Raw genomic sequence first — 19,477 nt, forward strand, 5'->3', positions numbered from 1 at the left:
ACATTGCAGACACCGATATCTTGACTTTCATCAAGGGGTTTGCGCCGCTGCGTCATGGACCTGTGCCAAATCATTTGATAGCAATTGGCGGCGGGCATGGTTGGGGACCGGCCCAGGGGAACAAGGGAAAACATCTGTGCCACACGAAATTCACAAGGCCATCGCGCGCAATGCGATGCTGATGAAGGCTTTGCCGGAACAGCACAGAGACACCCTTTTGTCGCGCGCGATCTGGAAGCATTATGACCGTGGTGAAACCCTGTTCCTCCAGGACGAAGAGGCCACGGCCATTCACATTGTTCTGGATGGCTGGATCAAGCTTTATCGTGTCACGCCAAGCGGAAACGAGGCGGTTGTAAGTGTATTTGCCCGCGGCGAAAGTTTTGGCGAAGCCGTCGCGCTGCGCAATGCGCCCTATCCGGTTTCCGCCGAAGCGGCGACGCCCTGCGATGTGATGCATATTCCCAGCAACGCTTTGGTTGATCTGATCCGGCATGACAGCGAAGTGGGTCTGACCATCCTGTCGTCCACATTCAATCACCTGCATTCGCTGGTCAGTCAGCTGGAACAGCTCAAGGCGCAAACCGGGGCCCAGCGGGTTGGTTTCTTTCTACTGGCGCTGGCCGATTGCGAAACCGGGCAGTGCACGGTCAAACTGCCATATGACAAGGTGCTGATCGCGGGCAGGTTGGGCATGAAGCCCGAAAGCCTGTCGCGCAGCTTTGCCCGGCTCAAGGATGCCGGGGTAAAGATCGAAAAAGACATGGCCCGGATTTCGGATATCCAGGCGCTGCGGGATTACGTCGAAGAAGAACAGTGATGCGGCGCGCGGTCTGGCCCTGCGATGGCTTCACCCCGTGAAATACAGCGCCAGCACCAAAGCGCAGAACAGGACCAGAACCATGGTAAAGCCGCGCCGCCAGGCGGGGGCCGAACGCAGGTCAAGGTAATCCGACAGGATCAGCCGCGCCTTGAGCAACGCCAGCAACACGATCGCCGGCGCCGCCATACGTGTGGGCAGACCTGCGGAAAAAGCGGCCGCCAGCAGCGACAGTCCAACAAGAGCGCCCCAGGCGCGGGTCAGGGCAAAATGGGTCATGACATCTATCCCAACAGGTAGATCACGGGAAACAGCAGGACCCAGATCAGATCGACCATATGCCAGAACTGGGCGCCCGCCTCTATGTTACGTGGCGCGTCCTGCCAGGCGACCAGCAGCAACAGAACCACTCCGGCGGCGACATGGGCGGCGTGAAACCCCGTAAGCAGGTAATAGAAGGTAAAGAACGGATGCGTGTCCCAGGCGATCCCGTCAGCGGCCTTGTCGGCGTATTCCGCCCCCTTGATGATCAGGAACACCACGCCCAGCGCCGCCGCGCCCACCAGCGCGATCCGCGCCCTTGCGCGCTGTCGGTCCATCCGCCACAGCAAGGCGCGCGCCGCGAGATAGCCGCTTGTGACCAGCACGCCGGTATTCAGCGCGGCGCTGGTGCTGTTGAGATGCGACTGCGCCTCGGCGAATCCCGCCGGGTCCGTCAGACGGACCGCCATGAACGCAATCAGCCCCGCCCCGAATACCAGCAGTTCCGAGATGATGAGTACCCACATCATCAACTCCCCCGGCAACGTGCCGGCGGGATGATCCGTTTGCGCCTGGGTCATCCAATAACCAGTTGGCGATAGATCTGAGGCAGCGCGTAGATCAGCTTGTCGGGATCCTGGATGATCGAAAACCCGCCCTGCCCGAACATGCGTGCAAACCAGCTTTTCCCGTCACGGTCCACCGTCACCCCATACACGGAATGCCCGGCGCGGCGGGCCTCGCGCACCGCCATGGCGGTGTCCTCGATCCCGTGGCGGCCTTCATAATGATCCAGATCGTTGGGCTTGCCATCTGTGATCACCAAAAGCAGGCGCCGCCGCCGCGTCTGTTCGGCCAGGTCGGCCGAGGCATGACGGATCGCGGCGCCCAGCCGCGTGTAGAACCCGGGGCGAAGCGATCCGATCCGCTGCTCCACAAGCGCGCCCATCGGTTCGCCAAAGCTCTTGCATTTCTGAATGTAAACCCGGTCGCGTTTCAAAGAGCTGAACGCGTGAATGGCAAAATCGTCGCCCACGGCATTCAGCCCCCAGGCCAGCGCATCCAGCGCCTCGCGCTCGATGTCGATCACGGCGCGCCCGCTAACGGCGCTTTCGGTTGACCGGCTGACATCCAGCAGGATCGATACCGCCAGGTCGCGTGCCTCGGGGCGGGATTGCAGCCAGATCCGATCCGATCCTTCTCCATCGGCAATCCGGTCCACCTGCGCGCGCACGGCGGCATCCATGTCCAGCGCATCGCCATCCAGATGCCCGCGCGTCGTCACCCGTCCGGGGCGGAGCGCCTCGAACTGGCGCTTGACCGCGCGGATCCGGCGGGCGGCGGCAGGATCGCGCGCATAGGCCTGATTTTCCTCGTTGGCATCCGCATCCGATGTCAGCACACAGACGTGATCGGCCAGATACCGGCCCGAGCGCACATCCCATTCGGGATACATGATCTTGCCCGAAAGCCTTTCGCGGTCCACGTCCTCGGGCGCCAGATCAAGGTGAAGCTTCAGTTTTGTCGGAGGCGCCTTGGAAATCTGGCCCAGCCCGATCTCGTCCTGATCATCGGCAGCCTTCTTGGCATTGTCGGGATCATCATCATCCACACGGCGGTTCAGGTTCAGGAACTCGGCCCAGCTCAGGATGGCTTCGAATTTGTGCAATATGAAACTGTCCTGACGATTCGCCAGATCGGATTTTCGACGACGCGCGCGATGGGTTTTCTCGTTGGTATCGCCCTCTTCCGGCGGGCCTTCGGTTTCGCGGTTTTCAACCTCGTGACCCTCGGAAAACTGCACCGGGCGCAGCTCGGGCCACATGGGCACCGGACGGAATGCCTGATATCCGCGCGGGGCGGAGAACCCATCGAAATCGCCAAGCTCCATCGCTTGCCAGAACGGCCGGGCGCTGTCCGCAAGCGTTTCGCCCAGCATGTGGCGCACAATGTCATCCACCGCGGCCTCGTCCCTTGGCAGATCGGATTTGGGACGGTAATGCAGGATGCCCTGGCTCAGGGCCTCGTAAAGTGCACGCAGCCCCGGCGCATCTTCCAGCGTATCCGCCACCATCCTGCGCGATGCCGCCAGTGCGCGCAGATCGGCGCGCAAGGGATCGTCATCTTCGACCCGGTCCGGCGCATGGGCCGCAACAGCGGCCAGCCAGACATAAAGCGCGCCATTGGCCTCTCGCGTCGGCAACACTGCCAGGCGCGACGGCAGACGCAGGATTTCCCCGTCGAAACTGGTCCGCGGCAGCGCCTCGGCCTCGGTGGCCAGGCGGCGCTTCCAGCTGAGCCGGTGATGGGAAACCTCGTCGGAGACGGGGCGCAGTTCCACACTTGGGCTGCCCCCCAATCCCCTGAAAAGAACTGCCAGCCGTCCGCCAACCTCGGTAAGGTTGACTGCGGCCTCGTCATGCGCTTTTGGCGCATCAAGACGACTGGCAAAATTGTGCCATAGTTTCCCGACAGTTTCTTCGGGCTCCCATGGCTCAAAATCGATCCTAGCCATTACCGGCCTCACCCAAAGACAGCAGTGACAAGATCGAAGAGGCCGCGTTTGATATCCTCGTCATCGGTCAGCGGTTCGATCATGGCCGCGCGCACGGCGCGATCCACGCTCATTCCCTGCGCGATCAGGGTGGCGGCATAGACCACAAGACGTGTCGACACGCCTTCTTCCAGATCCTGCCCCTTGAGGCCGCGCAGCTTGTTCGCCAGCCGGACCAGCGGTTTGACCCGCTCAAGTTCCAGCCCGCTTTCCTCGGCCACAACCTTTTCTTCGAGTTTGGGCGCGGGGAAGTCGAATTCAACCGAGATGAAACGCTGCCGCGTTGACGGCTTCAGCGTCTTGAGGATGTTCTGATAGCCCGGGTTATAGGACGCCACGAGCATGAAGCCAGGAGCGGCCTCGAGTTCTTCGCCGGTGCGGTCGATCGGCAGGATGCGCCGGTCATCAGTGAGCGGGTGCAGCACCACGGTCACGTCCTTGCGCGCTTCGACCACTTCGTCAAGATAGCAGATCGCCCCTTCGCGTACAGCGCGGGTCAGCGGGCCATCCACCCAGACGGTTTCACCGCCCTTGAGAAGATAGCGGCCGATCAGATCTGCGGCGGCCAGGTCATCGTGACAGGCCACGGTATAAAGCGGGCGCCCCAGTTTCGCGGCCATATGGGCCACAAAACGGGTTTTGCCGCACCCGGTCGGACCTTTCAGCAGGACCGGCAATTCATTGGCATGGGCAGCTTCGAACACATCGCATTCGTCGCTTTGGGCGAGGTAGAAGGGGGCGTTTGCCGCCCCCAACTGTGGGTTCAGTGAACCATCCATGTTCATCACTCCGCAGGTGTTTCAGAAGCGCCGCGCTCGACGATTTCCTTGCGCGGGAAAGCGATCGAGTAGATGAACAGCAGCGCGCCAAGCACAACCGCGACACCGGCACCGAAGCGCATCCAGTAGAACAGCGCAACGGCGTCCTGAACATCCATGAAATATTCGCCCAGAACACGCTGCAAGTGGGTCTGGATCGTACCGGCAAACGTCAGCACGAATGTCATGAACACCATACCCGAGGACATAAGCCAGAACGAGGCCATGTTCAGCACCTGGTTATAGGGATCACGGTTGAGCAGGATCGGCATCGCATAACTGATGATCGCCAGGTTGAGGGCAACATAGGCTCCGTAGAAAGCCAGGTGGCCGTGTGCGGCAGTGATCTGCGTACCATGGGTGTAAAAGTTCACGCCATGCAGCGTATGCAGGAAGCCCCAGACACCCGCGCCAAAGAAGGCCAGCGTACCACAGCCAAGCGCCCAAAGCAGAGCGGCCTTGTTGGGGTGATCGCGACGCCCTTTCCAGACCATGATAAAGGCGAATGCCATCATGGCGAAGAAGGGAATGACCTCGAGCGACGAGAAGATTGATCCAACCCACTGCCAATAGGCGGGCCCACCGATCCAGTAGTAGTGGTGGCCGGTACCCAGAATGCCCGAGAACAGGGCGGCGGCAACGATGACATAAAGCCATTTCTCGACGATCTCGCGGTCAACACCCGTCAACTTCAGCATCAGGTAGGCCAGGATCGACGCCATGATCAGTTCCCAGACGCCTTCCACCCAAAGGTGAACGATGTACCACCAGTATTGCTTGTCCAGCGAGAGGTTGTCCGGATTGTAGAAGGCAAACAGGAACAACAATGCCAGGCCCCAAAGACCCAGGAGCAGGATGTTGGTGATTGCGGTTTTCTTGCCCTTCAGAACCGTCATGCTGACGTTGTAAAGGAAGATAAGCGCAGCCACGACGATACCCATCTTGACCCATTTGGGCTGTTCGATGAACTCACGCCCTTCCTTGCCCAGCAGCCAGTGACCTTCAAACAGGTTGAACACATAGGTCACAACCACACCCAACGTTCCGATCACCAGAATGGCAAGCTGAATGTAGGCGAGTTTCTCGCTGTGGATTTCCCGTTCCGATTCCTCGGGGATCAGGAAATAGGCCGCCCCGAAGAAGCCCAGCAAAAGCCAGACGATCAGCGCGTTGGTGTGAAGCATCCGAACAATGTTGAAGGGCAGAAGCTCTGACAATGTGTTCGGAGAGACATAGATCCATCCGGCCAGAAGGCCGCTCAGAACCTGGATCGCGAACAGGCCCATTGCACATGCAAAATAGGCCAGCGCGATTTTTTGAGATTTGTATTTCATTGGTTCGGACCTCCTTAACCCGCATCATTCGGTGGCCAGCCCTGCGTGTTGATCGTGTTGATCCACAGGAAGAACTCGCTCAAGTAACGGATCTCGTCGTCACTCAGATTGAAGTTGGGCATTTGGCGGCGGCCCTCGATTCCGGAGGGCTGCGAATTCATCCAGCCTTTCAGAGTCTCGAAAGCGGCCTCCGGGTCGTCTTCGACGCCCCAGCGGGTCATGACGTTCACGAGTTCAGGCGCAAAGTATGCCCCTTCGCCGATGAGCGTATGACAGTTGATACACGCGTTGTTCTCCCACACCTTTTTGCCCTTGGCGACCTCTTCGGTCAGGGTTTCCTTGTTGGTGGAAGTGTTGACGATATAGCCGTGTGATTGGAACGACAGTCCCAGGAAGATGATGATGAAAAACAGTGACCCGCCGTAGAAGATGTTTCGGGCCATGCTCTTGGTCATGACTTCGCGCATTGGGCTCTCCTTTGCGCCAGGTTAATAGTAGGCCAGTTATCGGCGGGGTTCCGCCGATCTGCCTTAACAAAAGTCAAGCAAAGGTGATCAGGCGTGAGGAAGTTTGAAAAGCCGCCAGTTCTCAGAGGCTTGAGGCGTCCACTCTGGGTTGCGTCAGCGCTGGCCACAAACACAGGGTGTACAGCCCGAAAACCACTGCCCAGGTCAGGCTGAGCGCCGCCATCAGAGGTGTGTAGCTTTCCGGAACCAACAGGCCGACAGCCCAACGGGCAAACGCGACAAAGGCCAGAACGCCGTAGGAAATCGCCACCGCACGCGGCGCGACAAGGGGACGGCCCGAGTGACCAAGGGCCGCCCGGCTCATCACCGCCAATGTCATCCCGCCAACACCGCCGATCCCGATCACATGCAATGCCGCCAGTTCCTGTCCTGCGCCGAACAGCGCCGCGCCCCATAGAATCAGCCCGGCCCCCAGTACTCCCAGGGCCAGATGCAGCGCGAACAGGATTGGCTGACCCAAGGCCCACAAGCCACGCCATCGCGCCAGCCGCGCCAATTGGGCCAACCCCAACACAGCAGCGATCAGCCCGATCGCGATGTCCGGCAGCCGCACCAGAACAGAAACCGGCAACAGCAGACCCAACACCACCGAGCCCCGCTCTGCCACCTTGCTGGCAACTGGCCACGCGGCCTCGGGCAGCCCGGCGCGCTTCATGGCATTCCGGGTAAAGGCAGGCGTGATGCGCCCCCCCAGCACGACAATCATCGAAACCAGCGCGAAAACACCGCCCCGCAACCCAATATCGGCGGTATCCGCCGTAATGCCGACCCACTCCAGATGCACCATCAGATTGGACACCCAAAGCAGGGCCAATATCGCCAGGAACATCATGTTCTGCGGCTTTGGCCGCTTGATCAGCTGGCCGGCAATTTTCAGGGCCAGGACCGGTACAAACGCCAGATCCACCACCATTACCCACTCGGCGGGAAGCCCTCCGGACAGCCACACTCCAACGCGCCCGGCCAGCCACAGCCCGGCCGCGACACCCAGAAATACGGGTCGCGCTGCCGGCGTGTTGGTCCAGTTCGGTACTGCCGTCAGGAAAAACCCGCCCAGCGCCGCCCCGGCATAGCCAAATATCATCTCATGCGCATGCCATTGCCGGGGATTGCCCGTCCAATCCAGCCCGGCGCCGATATCCAGCAGCCACGCTGCCCAGACAAGCCCGGTGAAAATTCCGTAAAGACCGGCAAACAGGAAAAAAACCCGAAACCCTTCGCTGAGAATTCGCTTGAGCACTGCCACCTGATTCTCTCCATCAACGCGACGCACGGGGGGAATACCGCGCGCGATTGTTCCTGGCCCGCCGCCCTGTCCAGGCCGGGTTCGGCGCGCCGACTGCTCACTGTTGTCAGGATATGAGCAAATCCGCGAGCGAACTTAACATCGGTCAATCCCGTCCAGCTTTTTGGCGTGCAGATCACGAAATCCCGCGACAAATCACAAAATCGAGAGCGCAATTAACGAAAGTCAAGGATAGCCGCCTGTGACTCCCGACATACCCGTTGTGCCTCACCAGCAAACCGGAGAGTGATCATGTCGCTTGGAATCACCTACAGGAAAACACGTCGGGCACTGGGAGTCGGCTTTGCGCTTTCGCTTGGCCTGACCGCATTGCCCGCAGTTGCCCAAAGTCCCACTTTGAGCGAGGAGGCGTTCGAAGCCTCCAAACAGCTATATTTTGAACGGTGCGCAGGGTGCCACGGCGTGCTCCGCAAGGGCGCGACCGGCAAAAGCCTTGAGCCCGTCGTCAAGAAGAAGAACGCCGACGGAACCGTGACCGAAACCGGCACGCTCAAACTCGGCCAGGAACGTCTTGAAAAAATCATCGCCTGGGGAACCGAAGGCGGGATGAACAACTTCTCGGACATTCTGACCGAGCAGGAAATCAAGGATATGGCGACCTACATCCAGATGGACCCGCCGAAACCGCCGGAAATGTCGCTGGCGCAGATGAAAGAGACCCGCAAGGTCTATGTTGAAGAAGCGGATTACCCGACGGAGCCGCTGCATGGCCGTAACTGGCAGAACTTCTTTGTCGTCATCGAACGTGACGTGGGTAAAGTCGCCATCATCGACGGTGACACCAAGGAGGTGCTGACGCACATCCCGACAGGCTACGCGGTGCACGTGATCAAGGGTTCTGAAAAGAGCGATATCGCGGAAGTCGAAAATCCCGGCCGCTTCTGGTACACGATGGGCCGCGACGGCAAGATGACCAAGATCGACCTCTGGCAGACGCCGGACAAGATGCTGGTTTCCGAAGTCAAGATCGCCTATGACGCGCGCGACGTTGCCGTGTCCGGCGACGGCAAATACGTGATCGGTGGAGGCTACTGGCCGCCGCACTTTGTGATCGCCGACGCGGTTACTCTGGAGCCGCTGAAAGTTGTTTCGACCCGTGGCGTCAGCATCGACGGCGAATATGTCGAAGAAGCCCGCGTGGCCGCCATTTACAACACGCCGAACGACCCCACCTGGCTCGTCGCCGTGAAAGAGCTGGGCCAGATGTGGCAGGTCGACTATTCCGATCTGGACAATCTGCGGATCGACAAGATCGACTCGTCCAAGTTCCTGCACGATGGTTTCTTTGACCCGACAGGCCGTTACTTCCAGATCGCCGCAAACGCGTCGAACCAGATGGTTGTCGTGGATGCCAAAGAACGCAAGCTCGAAGCCATCATCGATACGGGCACTCTGCCGCACCCCGGCCCCGGCGCCAACTGGGTCGATCCGACCTGTGGCCCTGTCGCCGCAACGCCTCACCTGGGTGAAGGCACCGTGACCGTCTGGGGCAACGATCCCGAAGGTCGCCCGGATGAAGCCTGGAAAACCTGCTATAAGGTGGAAACCGATGGCGCGGGCCTGTTCATCCGGACACACCCGAATTCGGATTACGTCTGGGTTGACCAGACCAAGCACCCCGAAGCCGACGTTCAGCAATCGGTGCAGGTCATCTCGAAAGAGACCGGCGAAATCGTGAAAACGATCCGTGTCACCGAGGAAGAAGGCAACGTTGCCGTACACTTCGAGTTCAACAAGGACGGCACCGAGGTTTGGGTCTCCAAGTGGAACCGCGCGACTTCGAAAGAACCGAATGGCGAAATAGTGATCTACGACGCCAAGACGCTGGAAGAGATCGGTCGCGTCAAAGGGCTGTATGCTCCGACCGGCAAGTTCAACGTCTACAACCGGTCGAACCACGTGTCCTGATCCGTGGATCAGTCACTCTTCTTGGAAGGGCGGGCCCAGCGCCCGCCCTTCTATTCTTTTACCAGCGGTGCCGGATTGCAAAGATCGCGGGGTAAGCCCCGGGCCAGCAGACAAGACCCGGATGATGCCCCCCGCTCCTTGCAATCCAAGACCCAAGATCCCGGCCAGACGGGGCCTTTATCAGAGACATACGGAGCCTGGAAATGACCCAGACAAACGAAAACGAACCCAAAAAGCCCCTCTGGCGGCGATATGTCCTGTGGGGCGTACCGATCGGCGGGATATTGGCGGCCTTTATCGCCGGTATCGTCTTCTGGGGCGGTTTCAACACCGCCATGGAAGCGTCCAACTCCTTGCCTTTCTGTGTCTCGTGCCACGAGATGAAAGACTACGTGTACAAGGAATACCAGGGCACGATTCACGACGTGAACCGGTCGGGCGTGGGCGCGGTCTGCTCTGACTGTCACGTGCCCAAGGACTGGACCCACAAGATCATTCGCAAGATCAAGGCGTCCAAGGAGCTGTATGGTAAAGCCGTGGGTTCCATCAACACACCCGAAAAGTTTGACGCCAAGCGATTACAATTGGCAAAGAACGAATGGGAGAGGATGAAAAAAACCGACTCACGAGAATGCAGGAATTGTCACGATTTCACATCGATGATGCCGGAATTCCAGAAACCGCGCGCCCGACAACAACACCTCAACGCCATGAATACCGGCCAGACGTGTATCGACTGTCACAAGGGTATCGCCCATAGCGATGTCCGTGACCGGGCCGATGACGACTACCTTGCCACTCTTGAGGCGCCGAACCCCGATTTTATCCGGGAGATTCCGCAAGCCTACATCGAAAGCCTCGCCCGAATAGAGGCAAAGGAGGCCGCCGAGGCCGAGGCGGCAGCAGAGGTCAAGAAGGCTGAAAAAGAGGCTGTGGCCGCGCGTATCGCTGCCGCCGTAGAAGCCGCCCGCGAGGAAGAACGCGCCCTTGCCGCCGGCACACAGCAGGAGGCGGCAGCCGGGTCCGATGTTGGCGGCAACATCAACTGGGATGCGGTGGACGTTACCGATCTGACCTTGTTCTATCCGGGTCAGGCCAGCTTTGAGTTTGTGCAGAACGGCAAACAGCACGGCGGCGCCCGTCCGCTGACCAAGGGCGGCGACGCCTGCTCGACCTGTCACGCCAAGGAGCTGGAAACCATCGGCAACAAGATCGTTGCGGGCACTGAAAATACCGAGCCCACGCCAATCCCGGGCAAACCCGGCATCATCGGCGCCACGCTTCAGGCGGCCCATGACAGTGAAAATGTCTATTTCCGCATTCAGTTTGATGGCGCCAGCCACGCGCCGGTGCCGTTTGTCGAAGGTGGCAAAATGGATCCGGACAACGAGATCAAGGTGGCCATGATGATCACCGGAACCGGGATCGAACTGGGTGATCAGGTTGGCTGCTGGGCAACATGTCATGCCGACAATACCTATATGCCGTTCGATCCGGGGGCCGATGCCATCGCCGCCGCGACCGATGTTGCTGCTCAGCTCCAGGCCGAAGGGACAATCACCAAGTACCTGAGCGAAAGCCGAACAGAGGTCGAGATCAAGGGCCGGCGCGGCGCGGCTCAGGGCGGCTGGGACAAGCTGAAGCCAGCCGACGAGATCGAGCAGTATCTCAACGACGGCACTTACATGGACCTGATGCGCGTTTATGCCGACGGGTCGGCGACCAACGGCTATCTCCTTGATCGCCGGGTCGAAAACGGCGGCGAAATCAGCGCCTCGGCCAGCAAGGATGCCGCCGGCACCTGGACGGTTGTCTTCTCTCGCCCGCTTAACACCGGCGCTCAGGGGGATATCCCGCTGGAACCGGGCAAGACCTATACCGTCGGCTTCGCCATCCACGATGACTTTGCTGCGGCGCGGTTCCACCATGTCACGCTCAACACGACGCTGGCGCTGGACAATGCCGAGGCTCAGATCAACGTGATCGGCCAGTAAACCAAACAGAACGGCCGGGACATGTCCTGGCCGTTCCTTCTTTTGGCAAGGAGTGGACCCATGCGAGTGACAAAAACTCTTCCAATCGCCCTTCTGTCCCTGGCGGCAACCTTTCCCGCGTTCGCGGATGAAGACGACAAGACCGCGCTGTGCGCCGAGGCCGAAGAGCGGTATGTGGACATCTTCGGCGCGCCGTCCTCCGAGGCCGATGGCGTGGTTGTCGTGACCATGTACAAATACAGTTTCTGCCCCCCCGAGATTACGGTAAAGCCGGGTACAACCGTGCGCTGGGTCAATGTCGACAAACGGACCAGCCACAGCGTGCTTTCACCCGATGCCGAAATGCCGGAATCCGACCGCGCCTTCCCGGAAGAGAGCGTCGAATTCACCTTTCTCGAACCGGTCGATGCCCAAACCCTGTGTGGCCCGCATTGGGAAACCCGGAACATGATCGGAATGGTTCGCGTTCAGGATTAAACCTCTATTTGTAATAGATATTTTTCAGGCGCATCTATTTGGGTGCGCCTTAACTTTTGTCAAGGAAGCAATGGCCGCAAAGCGCGAGTCTCCACCCCATGAAACGCCAGGATTTCCACGTCTTTTGCTTTCCTTTTGCCGTGTCAGCGGTGCGTGGGCGCATCCTATCGAACGAGGGAGACCCCTATGACCGGTAAAGTTACCCTGATCGGCGCCGGACCAGGTGATGCAGAGTTGATGACCGTGCGTGCGCAACGCATGTTGCGCGAGGCGGATGTGGTTGTTTACGACCGGCTGGTTTCGGACGAGATCATGGCGCTGTGTCCCGAAGGGGCCACATTGATCCCGGTTGGAAAATGCCCGAAAAACCATCCCGTCCCCCAGGATCGTATCAACGAAATCCTGTGGGAGCAGGCCACCGCCGGGCATGTGGTGGCGCGCCTCAAGGGCGGTGACCCGATGATCTTTGGCCGCGGTTCCGAAGAGGCCGCCTATCTGATCGAGCGCGGTATCACCGTGGAGTATGCCCCCGGCATCACTGCGGCGCAGGGGGCCAGCTGTTCAACCGGCGTACCGCTGACCCATCGCGGACTCGCAACCGGCGTGCAATATGTCACCGGCCACCGGCAGGCAGACAAGACCCTTGATCTGGATTGGAAACGGCTGGCGGATCCCGACACAACCCTTGTGGTCTACATGGGTGTGTCGAATATCGGCCAGATCGCCGTCGGCCTGATGACCGAAGGCCTTTCCCCCGCGACTCCGGTCATGGCCATCTCGCGCGCCACTTCCGCACAAGAGGAACGCATGGTCTCGACCCTTGGAACCGTCGCACAGGATACCCGCGATGCCGGGCTAAAGCCGCCAACCCTGTTCATTATCGGCAAGGTCGTGTCGCTTTACGCCCAAAAACCCCAAGACCTGCCTATCGAGGCGGTGCGGGCCAATGGCTAGATGCCACCAGACATATCGCACCCCGGCCCCGCCCCGGCCCCGACGCCGCAACACGCTGACAAAAATCGCTGTTTTCGCGGGCATGGTGTCGATGGCCACAACGGCGCTTGCGTCGGAAACGCTGGATACAGACGCGCTGAAACGCCTGGTGTTGCAGGATTGCGGATCTTGCCACGGACTGACGCTCAAGGGCGGGCTTGGCCCCGATCTGCGGCCTGAATCCCTCGCGCATTACGATGTCGATGTTCTCATGAGCGTCATTCTTGACGGCATCCCCGATACCCCAATGCCACCCTGGCGCCCGCTGATGAGCGAGGAAGAAGCCGAATGGGTGGCGCGCTATCTCTTGCAACCGGAGTCCATGCAATGAAACGGCTTGCCCTGACGATTGCGGCGGCGCTTATGGCGTCATCCGTGCTTGGTGAACCCACCGCCACAGGCGATCTTGGCCTGGTGATCGAACGCGCCAAGGGCTCGGTCCTGCTGGTCGATCAATCCGACCGTGCCGCGCTGGCGCGGATTGATGGCCTGGGTGATCTCAGCCATGCCTCGCTGGTTTATTCGCCAGACGAGCGTTTTGCCTATGTCTTTGGCCGCGATGGCGGCCTGACCAAGGTTGACATCGTCAAACGCGAAATCGCCAACCGCGTGGTACAGGCCGGCAACGCCATTGGCGGCGCGATCTCGGATGATGGACAATTGGTTGCCGTGTCCAATTATGAACCGGGCGGCGTGCGGATTTTTGATGCCGACACGCTTGAAATGGTTGCCGATATTCCCACCGGCAGCAAGACCATCGGTCTTGTCGATGCGCCGGGCCGCCGGTTTGTCTTTACCATGTGGGACACGGGCGAAACCTGGATTGCCGACCTGTCCAAAGAGCTGGACATCACCCGGATCCCCGATATGGGCGATCGCCCCTATGATGCCCTGATCACCGCAAACGGGCGCACTTACATCACCGGCCTGTTCGGCGAAGACGGCCTGACCGCGCTGGATCTCTGGGATGAATCCCCGGCACCGATACGGGTGCTGCCCAATTACGGACGCGGACAAGAAGATCTGCCGGTCTACAAGATGCCTCACCTCGAGGGCTGGGCCCTTGCCGGCAACGAATTCGTTCTCCCCGCCGTGGGCCACAACGAAGTTCTCTGGATCGACGCGAATACACTACAGGAAACCGGACGAACCCAAACCTATAGCCAGCCGGTATTTGCCATGGCGCGTCCCGACGGGCGTCAGGTGTGGGTGAATTTTGCGCACCCGAAAAACGATACGATCCAAGTGATCGACACGGTCACAAAGAAAGTGATCCACGAATTCAAGCCCGGCCCCGCAGTGCTGCACATGGAATTCACGCCGCGTGGAAATGAGGTCTGGATCAGCGTGCGCGATGCTGGAAAAGTCATGATCTACAACACCCAAACATTTGAAAAAATTGGCGAAATTGATGCCGATAGCCCTTCTGGAATATTCTTTACGGCGCGTGCGCACAGGACAGGATTGTAGGCCATGAAAATCGTCGCAGACCCCATAGACCGCCTGCTGCTTGACGAATTTCAGCGCGATTTTCCGATTGCGCCACGGCCTTTTGCGGCACTGGCCGACAGGTTGCAGATTGACGAGGCCGATGTGCTGGCCCGGTTGGAGCGGATGCGCGGAAACGGCCGGATTTCGCGGGTCGGCGCCACCTGTGCGCCCAACACGGTGTCGGCCAGCACATTGGCTGCCGTTGCCGCGCCGGATGAACGGATCGAGGAAGTGGCCGCGATCATCGGGCAGGAACCCGGTGTCAATCATTCCTACGAACGCGAAGACCGCTGGAATCTATGGTTCGTCGCCACCGGCCCGGACCGCGCCCATGTCAATGCCGCGCTGAAACGTATCGAACAGCGCACCGGACTGGAAGTGCTGGACCTGCGCCTGGTGCGCCCGTTCAATGTCGATCTGGGGTTTCGGCTGACCGGTGGCGAAGGCACCAAAGGCGCGCCGCCTCGGGCACGCCCGGTGGATTGCAGCGTCATTCAGAAGGATGACCGGAATATCATTCAGGCACTGATGCGCGGATTGACAATCACCGCACGTCCCTACGAGGCCCTGGCCCGCAAACTGAACCTTGGCGATGCGGATCTTCTGGAGCGCGTTCAGGTGCTGCATGACGCCGGCATTATCTCGCGCCTTGGCGTGATCGTGCGCCACCGCGCGCTTGGCTGGCGCGCCAATGCCATGGTTGTGTGGGACTTGCCGCATGACGCAATCACAGCCGCAGGGCCCAGACTGGCCGCGCAGCCGGGGGTGACACTGTGCTACGAGCGCCGCCCGATTGCGGGCAAATGGCCCTATCGCCTGTACTCCATGATCCACGCCCGCAGCCGTGGTGAGGCCCTGGGCGCGCTGGAAAACGCCGCCCGCCTGCCGGAACTGGCGGGTGTGGCGCACAGGACCCTGTTCTCGACCCGTTGCTTCAAGCAGACCGGTGCGCTGATCACCGCGCCCAAGGAGAGCGCCGCATGAGCCCCCTCACCCAGACCGACCGCACGCTGATCAATCGTCTTCAGGACGATCTGCCCCTTGCCAGACGCCCATTTGCCGACCTGGCCAAAGAGCTTGGCCTGAGCGAGGACGATCTTTTGACCCGCATCGCGCGCCTGAAATCCGACGGTATCCTGACCCGTTTTGGCCCGTTCTTTGATGCTGCCGAGATGGGCGGCGATTTCTGCCTTTGTGCCATGGCCGTGCCCGAGCACGCATTCGATGCGGTGCTAACCAAAGTCAATGCGCATCCCGAGGTGGCGCATAATTATGAGCGCACACACCGGCTGAACATGTGGTTCGTGCTGGCCTGCGAAACCCCCGAGGGGATCACCCAGACCGCCGATGCCATCGAGGCCGAAACCGGGATCACCGTCTTTCGGTTTCCCAAACTGCAAGAGTTTTTCATCGGGTTTCGGGTGGCCGCATGACCATGGACGCAACAGACCGCCGTATTGTCGAGGCGCTTCAGGGCGGCTTGCCGCTTGTGGCCGAGCCCTATGCAAGGGTCGCCGCCGAACTGGCGCTGCCCGAAGGCGAATTGATCGACCGGTTGCAAGCCATGAAAGACAGCGGCGTCATTCGCCGGATCGCCGCCGCGCCCAATCATTACAAACTGGGCATGACGGCGAACGGCATGACGGTCTGGGACGTGGCGGATGACCGTCTTGCCGAGCTGGGTGCAAAGATCGGCGCCCTGCCCTTTGTGACCCATTGCTACGAACGCCCGCGCGCCCTGCCCGACTGGCCCTATAACCTGTTTGCCATGGTGCACGGTTCTTCACGCGAAGAAGTGGCCGAAAAACGGGCGGCGATCACTGACATCCTGGGGGACGCGCTGAACGGCTGCGATATCCTCTATTCCACCCGGATTCTGAAAAAGACCGGGTTGCGGCTTAGAAAGCGGGGATAAACCCATGTTCCGACTGACCGAATATATGCAGCAACTGGCCAACCCGACCCCGGTGCGCCTGCGCAATCCCGACCGCGCCGTCAAACCGGTTGTGATCTGGAACCTGACCCGCCGCTGCAATCTGAAATGCCGCCATTGTTATACCGTGTCCGCGGACGTGGATTTTCCCGGCGAGCTGTCGCAGGAACAGGCGTTTGACACGCTTGAGGACCTGGGCCGGTTCAGGGTTCCGGCGATCATCCTGTCCGGTGGCGAACCGCTGGACAGCCCCTACCTGTTCCCTCTTGCCGAACGCGCCCGCAAACTGACACGCGTGCTGGCCCTGTCCACCAATGGCACGCGGATTCACGGCGAAACCGCCGATCGCGTCGCTGATATCGGGTTCAACTATGTCGGGATTTCCATCGACGGCATTGGCGAGACCAACGATTGGTTCCGTGGCGTGGACGGCGCTTTTGATGACGCGCTGCGCGGTGTTCGCGCGCTCAAGAAGCGGGGCGTCAAGGTGGGTTTGCGCTTTTGCCTGACCGAGGGCACTCACCACCACCTGCCCGACCTCTTGAAGCTGTGTGACGACGAAGGTGTGGACAAATTCTATCTTTCCCACCTGGTCTATTCGGGCCGCGGCGACAAGAACCGGGGCGAGGACGCGCATCACCAGCGCACCCGCAACGCGCTTGACCTGCTTCTGGATCGCGCCTGGCTTGCGGCTGCCGACGACATGCCGCTGGATATTGTCACCGGCAACAACGATGCCGATGCCGGCTATCTGCTGCGCTGGGTGCGGCGCAATTTCGATGATGACAAGGTCGCGCATCTGCGCGAACACCTGGCCGCCTGGGGCGGCAACTCGTCGGGTCTGGGGGTCGCCAATATTGATTTTCTGGGCCGCGTTCATCCCGATACCTACTGGTCGGATTACACGGTCGGAAACGTGAAAACGACCCCGTTTTCCGATCTGTGGACCGGGAATGATCCGATGCTGGCCACGCTGCGCACCCGTCCGCGCCCGCTCAAGGGCCGCTGCGGAGAGTGCCGGCTCAAGGATGTCTGCGGTGGCAACACCCGCATTCGCGCGCTTCAGTTGACCGGTGATCCCTGGGCCGAGGATCCGGCCTGTTATCTGACAAATTCCGAGATTGGTGTCGCACAGTCAGAGAGGCTGCAAGTCACCCCGTTCCGAGGCAAGAGCCATGATCCGCAGCACCAGTTTTTCTGACATTTCCGACGGCGCGCGCGCTGTTCCCGAGGGGGCCTCCGGCGGGAGTATTTTTGGCAAAATGAAGATCGGACGGGTGCTGGCAACCTTGGTCGCGATCAGCGCCTCAGGGTTTGCGCTGGCCGGGCCGCAGGAGGATTACGGCCAGTATTGCGCCTCGTGCCATGGTGCGGATCGGCTTGGGGGTACTGGCCCGGCGCTGATCCCGGAAACGCTGCGCCGGTTTCGCGATGCGGGGCTGAGCCAGGTTGTTCTGAACGGGCGTCCGGCCACGCAAATGCCTGCATTCGGCGAATTTCTCGACCAGCCTGGCGCCGACGCCATCGTGGCGTGGTTGAAAACGCCATTGGATTCGGTGCCACCCTGGGGCGAGGCCGAAATCATGGCCAGCCGCCAGATGAATCCGGATTACGTGGCGGTTGATGCGCCTGTTTGGGACAGCGATCCGATGAATATCACCCTGGTGGTCGAAACCGGCGATCACCATGTCAGTGTTCTGGATGGAGACACTTTTGATGTACTGGACCGTTTTCCCACGCCATTCGCCGTGCATGGTGGCCCGAAATACGATCCCACCGGGCGATATGTCTTCATCATGTCCCGCGATGGCTGGGTTCAGAAATACGACATTTACGGGCTCAGGGAAGTGGGCCGGGTGCGCGCCGGATTGAACAGCCGCAATATTGCCATGTCGGCGGACGGCAAGTGGCTGGCTGTGGCCAATTACCTGCCCAACACGCTGACCATCCTGTCTACCGAGGATCTGAGTGTTGCCAAGGTGCAGGAAATCAAGGGCAAGGATGGCACGCCCAGCCGGGTATCCGCCGTATATCAGGCGCCACCGCGGGAAAGTTTTGTGCTTGCCCTCAAGGACGTTCCCGAGATCTGGGAAATCTTCTATGGGGCAAACCCCCCGCAATTCGGGTTCGGCCATGATTGGCGTATCGAGGGGCCTGTGCCTCAGGATACCCCTTTCCCGGTGCGCAGGATTTCGACCAAGGGCTATCTGGACGATTTCTTTTTCGACCAGAGCTACGAGTACATCATGGGCGCGTCGCGCAGCGATACCGGCGAGGGCACCGGCGGACAGGTGATCGACCTGGTGATCGGCCAGAAGATCGCCGATCTCGACCTGCCCGGCATGCCGCATCTCAGCTCTGGCATCACGTGGGAGCGCAATGGCACCACGATCATGGCAACGCCGCATATTCGCGATGGCGTGGTTTCGGTGATCGACATGTCGACCTGGGAAACAATCAAGCTGATCGAGACCGAGGGCCCGGGATTCTTTGCCCGCAGCCACGAGACCTCTCCTTATATCTGGGTGGATGTTTTTTTTGGCCCGAACAAGGACAAGATGCATGTCATCGACAAGCAAAGCCTTGAGATTGTCGCCACCTTGCAGCCCGAGCCGGGCAAGACGGTGGCGCATGTCGAATTCACACGGGACGGGCGGTATGCGCTGGTGTCGATCTGGGAAGATGATGGCGCCGTGATCGTCTATGATGCCAAAACACTGGAAGAGGTGCGTCGCCTGCCGATGCGCAAACCCTCGGGGAAATACAATGTCTGGAACAAGATCACCTTCTCGGAAGGCACCAGCCACTGAGGCCGGTGGCGCGGACGCGCCCGTTTATTGGACGATCTGGCGCTTGTCGGCCTGGTTTTTCGTCTTTGTCTGGGGGGCTGTTGCGATCAACCTCTATTTTGTCGGGTTGATGTGGCAGGCGATTGGATGGACCGCGATTGATCCTGTCACGACCATCCTGGTGTCTTTCCCGCTTGCCTTTCCGGCCACCTGGGCGACGGCCCGGTGGATTCGTGGGCTGATGGACGAAGCGGAGGCCTGAAAGCCCGCTG

General features: G+C 60.2%; 20 protein-coding genes. 13 read left to right on the forward strand and 7 right to left on the reverse strand.

The window, feature by feature from the left end:
* Positions 1 to 136 precede the first annotated feature (136 nt).
* A complete protein-coding gene (locus tag I3253_RS11315; protein WP_197917771.1) occupies positions 137 to 820 on the forward strand; it encodes a Crp/Fnr family transcriptional regulator in 684 nt (227 codons plus the stop codon).
* Between the two features lie 30 nt (positions 821 to 850).
* Here I3253_RS11315 and I3253_RS11320 read toward each other — a convergent pair whose 3' ends face one another.
* The 7 genes from I3253_RS11320 to I3253_RS11350 form a co-directional block, all read right to left on the reverse strand.
* On the reverse strand, positions 851 to 1,099 hold the full coding sequence (locus I3253_RS11320) for a cytochrome C oxidase subunit IV family protein (RefSeq protein WP_197917772.1): 249 nt from the start codon (positions 1,097 to 1,099) through the stop codon (positions 851 to 853).
* Between the two features lie 5 nt (positions 1,100 to 1,104).
* Positions 1,105 to 1,608, reverse strand: coding sequence for a cytochrome c oxidase subunit 3 (locus tag I3253_RS11325; protein ID WP_197917773.1), 504 nt, complete (start codon positions 1,606 to 1,608; stop codon positions 1,105 to 1,107).
* 50 nt (positions 1,609 to 1,658) lie between these two features.
* Positions 1,659 to 3,596, reverse strand: a complete 1,938-nt coding sequence (locus I3253_RS11330) for a nitric oxide reductase activation protein NorD (protein ID WP_197917774.1) — start codon at positions 3,594 to 3,596, stop codon at positions 1,659 to 1,661.
* Between the two features lie 8 nt (positions 3,597 to 3,604).
* Positions 3,605 to 4,420 carry a CbbQ/NirQ/NorQ/GpvN family protein gene (locus tag I3253_RS11335; RefSeq protein ID WP_197917775.1) on the reverse strand — a complete coding sequence of 272 codons (816 nt, stop codon included), beginning with the start codon at positions 4,418 to 4,420 and terminating at the stop codon, positions 3,605 to 3,607.
* Complete coding sequence (locus tag I3253_RS11340; RefSeq protein ID WP_197917776.1) at positions 4,420 to 5,787, reverse strand: cbb3-type cytochrome c oxidase subunit I; 1,368 nt, start codon at positions 5,785 to 5,787, stop codon at positions 4,420 to 4,422. Before I3253_RS11340 ends, I3253_RS11335 begins: the two co-directional genes overlap by 1 nt.
* A 14-nt stretch (positions 5,788 to 5,801) precedes the next feature.
* Positions 5,802 to 6,254: a cytochrome c gene (locus I3253_RS11345; protein ID WP_197917777.1), complete on the reverse strand. Its 453-nt coding sequence runs from the start codon at positions 6,252 to 6,254 to the stop codon at positions 5,802 to 5,804.
* A 121-nt stretch (positions 6,255 to 6,375) separates the two neighbouring features.
* Positions 6,376 to 7,560: an NnrS family protein gene (locus I3253_RS11350; protein ID WP_197917778.1), complete on the reverse strand. Its 1,185-nt coding sequence runs from the start codon at positions 7,558 to 7,560 to the stop codon at positions 6,376 to 6,378.
* A gap of 291 nt (positions 7,561 to 7,851) precedes the next feature.
* Between I3253_RS11350 and I3253_RS11355 the strand changes: the two genes are divergently transcribed.
* From I3253_RS11355 to I3253_RS11410, 12 genes are all read left to right on the forward strand, one after another.
* Positions 7,852 to 9,528 carry a cytochrome D1 domain-containing protein gene (locus I3253_RS11355; protein WP_197917779.1) on the forward strand — a complete coding sequence of 559 codons (1,677 nt, stop codon included), beginning with the start codon at positions 7,852 to 7,854 and terminating at the stop codon, positions 9,526 to 9,528.
* Between the two features lie 203 nt (positions 9,529 to 9,731).
* Positions 9,732 to 11,522, forward strand: coding sequence for a NapC/NirT family cytochrome c (locus tag I3253_RS11360; RefSeq protein ID WP_197917780.1), 1,791 nt, complete (start codon positions 9,732 to 9,734; stop codon positions 11,520 to 11,522).
* Positions 11,523 to 11,582: 60 nt separating this feature from the next.
* A complete protein-coding gene (locus I3253_RS11365) occupies positions 11,583 to 11,999 on the forward strand; it encodes a plastocyanin/azurin family copper-binding protein (RefSeq protein WP_197917781.1) in 417 nt (138 codons plus the stop codon).
* A 186-nt stretch (positions 12,000 to 12,185) separates the two neighbouring features.
* Positions 12,186 to 12,953 (forward strand): uroporphyrinogen-III C-methyltransferase, encoded by a 768-nt coding sequence (gene cobA / locus I3253_RS11370; protein ID WP_197917782.1) that lies wholly within the window; start codon positions 12,186 to 12,188, stop codon positions 12,951 to 12,953.
* A 91-nt stretch (positions 12,954 to 13,044) separates the two neighbouring features.
* Positions 13,045 to 13,323 (forward strand): c-type cytochrome, encoded by a 279-nt coding sequence (locus tag I3253_RS11375; RefSeq protein WP_232236981.1) that lies wholly within the window; start codon positions 13,045 to 13,047, stop codon positions 13,321 to 13,323.
* Entirely contained in the window at positions 13,320 to 14,462 is a 1,143-nt protein-coding gene (locus I3253_RS11380; RefSeq protein ID WP_197917783.1) for a cytochrome D1 domain-containing protein, read from the forward strand. Before I3253_RS11375 ends, I3253_RS11380 begins: the two co-directional genes overlap by 4 nt.
* A gap of 3 nt (positions 14,463 to 14,465) precedes the next feature.
* The gene (gene ahbB, locus I3253_RS11385) at positions 14,466 to 15,467 is read left to right on the forward strand and encodes a siroheme decarboxylase subunit beta (protein ID WP_197917784.1); all 1,002 of its coding nucleotides are present in this window, start codon (positions 14,466 to 14,468) and stop codon (positions 15,465 to 15,467) included.
* On the forward strand, positions 15,464 to 15,916 hold the full coding sequence (locus tag I3253_RS11390; RefSeq protein WP_197917785.1) for an Lrp/AsnC family transcriptional regulator: 453 nt from the start codon (positions 15,464 to 15,466) through the stop codon (positions 15,914 to 15,916). Before ahbB (I3253_RS11385) ends, I3253_RS11390 begins: the two co-directional genes overlap by 4 nt.
* The gene (gene ahbB / locus I3253_RS11395; protein WP_197917786.1) at positions 15,913 to 16,398 is read left to right on the forward strand and encodes a siroheme decarboxylase subunit beta; all 486 of its coding nucleotides are present in this window, start codon (positions 15,913 to 15,915) and stop codon (positions 16,396 to 16,398) included. Before I3253_RS11390 ends, ahbB (I3253_RS11395) begins: the two co-directional genes overlap by 4 nt.
* Positions 16,399 to 16,402: 4 nt before the next feature.
* The gene (gene nirJ / locus I3253_RS11400) at positions 16,403 to 17,617 is read left to right on the forward strand and encodes a heme d1 biosynthesis radical SAM protein NirJ (protein ID WP_197917787.1); all 1,215 of its coding nucleotides are present in this window, start codon (positions 16,403 to 16,405) and stop codon (positions 17,615 to 17,617) included.
* Positions 17,618 to 17,678: 61 nt separating this feature from the next.
* On the forward strand, positions 17,679 to 19,226 hold the full coding sequence (locus I3253_RS11405) for a nitrite reductase (RefSeq protein WP_197917844.1): 1,548 nt from the start codon (positions 17,679 to 17,681) through the stop codon (positions 19,224 to 19,226).
* A gap of 43 nt (positions 19,227 to 19,269) precedes the next feature.
* A complete protein-coding gene (locus tag I3253_RS11410; protein WP_232236982.1) occupies positions 19,270 to 19,467 on the forward strand; it encodes a hypothetical protein in 198 nt (65 codons plus the stop codon).
* The last annotated feature ends 10 nt before the right edge of the window (positions 19,468 to 19,477 follow it).

This window comes from Thiosulfatihalobacter marinus (genome assembly GCF_016019955.1).
Classification (GTDB): domain Bacteria; phylum Pseudomonadota; class Alphaproteobacteria; order Rhodobacterales; family Rhodobacteraceae; genus Shimia; species Shimia marinus_A.

Excerpts from the sequence above, each read along its gene's own strand:
- cobA (WP_197917782.1), top strand. The coding sequence starts at position 12,186 with ATGACCGGTAAAGTTACCCTGATCGGCGCCGGACCAGGTGATGCAGAG.
- I3253_RS11360 (WP_197917780.1), top strand. The coding sequence starts at position 9,732 with ATGACCCAGACAAACGAAAACGAACCCAAAAAGCCCCTCTGGCGGCGA.
- I3253_RS11375 (WP_232236981.1), top strand. The coding sequence starts at position 13,045 with ATGGCCACAACGGCGCTTGCGTCGGAAACGCTGGATACAGACGCGCTG.
- ahbB (WP_197917786.1), top strand. The coding sequence starts at position 15,913 with ATGACCATGGACGCAACAGACCGCCGTATTGTCGAGGCGCTTCAGGGC.
- I3253_RS11365 (WP_197917781.1), top strand. The coding sequence starts at position 11,583 with ATGCGAGTGACAAAAACTCTTCCAATCGCCCTTCTGTCCCTGGCGGCA.
- ahbB (WP_197917784.1), top strand. The coding sequence starts at position 14,466 with ATGAAAATCGTCGCAGACCCCATAGACCGCCTGCTGCTTGACGAATTT.
- I3253_RS11355 (WP_197917779.1), top strand. The coding sequence starts at position 7,852 with ATGTCGCTTGGAATCACCTACAGGAAAACACGTCGGGCACTGGGAGTC.
- I3253_RS11320 (WP_197917772.1), bottom strand. The coding sequence starts at position 1,099 with ATGACCCATTTTGCCCTGACCCGCGCCTGGGGCGCTCTTGTTGGACTG.
- I3253_RS11405 (WP_197917844.1), top strand. The coding sequence starts at position 17,679 with ATGAAGATCGGACGGGTGCTGGCAACCTTGGTCGCGATCAGCGCCTCA.
- nirJ (WP_197917787.1), top strand. The coding sequence starts at position 16,403 with ATGTTCCGACTGACCGAATATATGCAGCAACTGGCCAACCCGACCCCG.
- I3253_RS11345 (WP_197917777.1), bottom strand. The coding sequence starts at position 6,254 with ATGCGCGAAGTCATGACCAAGAGCATGGCCCGAAACATCTTCTACGGC.
- I3253_RS11380 (WP_197917783.1), top strand. The coding sequence starts at position 13,320 with ATGAAACGGCTTGCCCTGACGATTGCGGCGGCGCTTATGGCGTCATCC.
- I3253_RS11335 (WP_197917775.1), bottom strand. The coding sequence starts at position 4,420 with ATGAACATGGATGGTTCACTGAACCCACAGTTGGGGGCGGCAAACGCC.
- I3253_RS11325 (WP_197917773.1), bottom strand. The coding sequence starts at position 1,608 with ATGTGGGTACTCATCATCTCGGAACTGCTGGTATTCGGGGCGGGGCTG.
- I3253_RS11390 (WP_197917785.1), top strand. The coding sequence starts at position 15,464 with ATGAGCCCCCTCACCCAGACCGACCGCACGCTGATCAATCGTCTTCAG.
- I3253_RS11330 (WP_197917774.1), bottom strand. The coding sequence starts at position 3,596 with ATGGCTAGGATCGATTTTGAGCCATGGGAGCCCGAAGAAACTGTCGGG.
- I3253_RS11340 (WP_197917776.1), bottom strand. The coding sequence starts at position 5,787 with ATGAAATACAAATCTCAAAAAATCGCGCTGGCCTATTTTGCATGTGCA.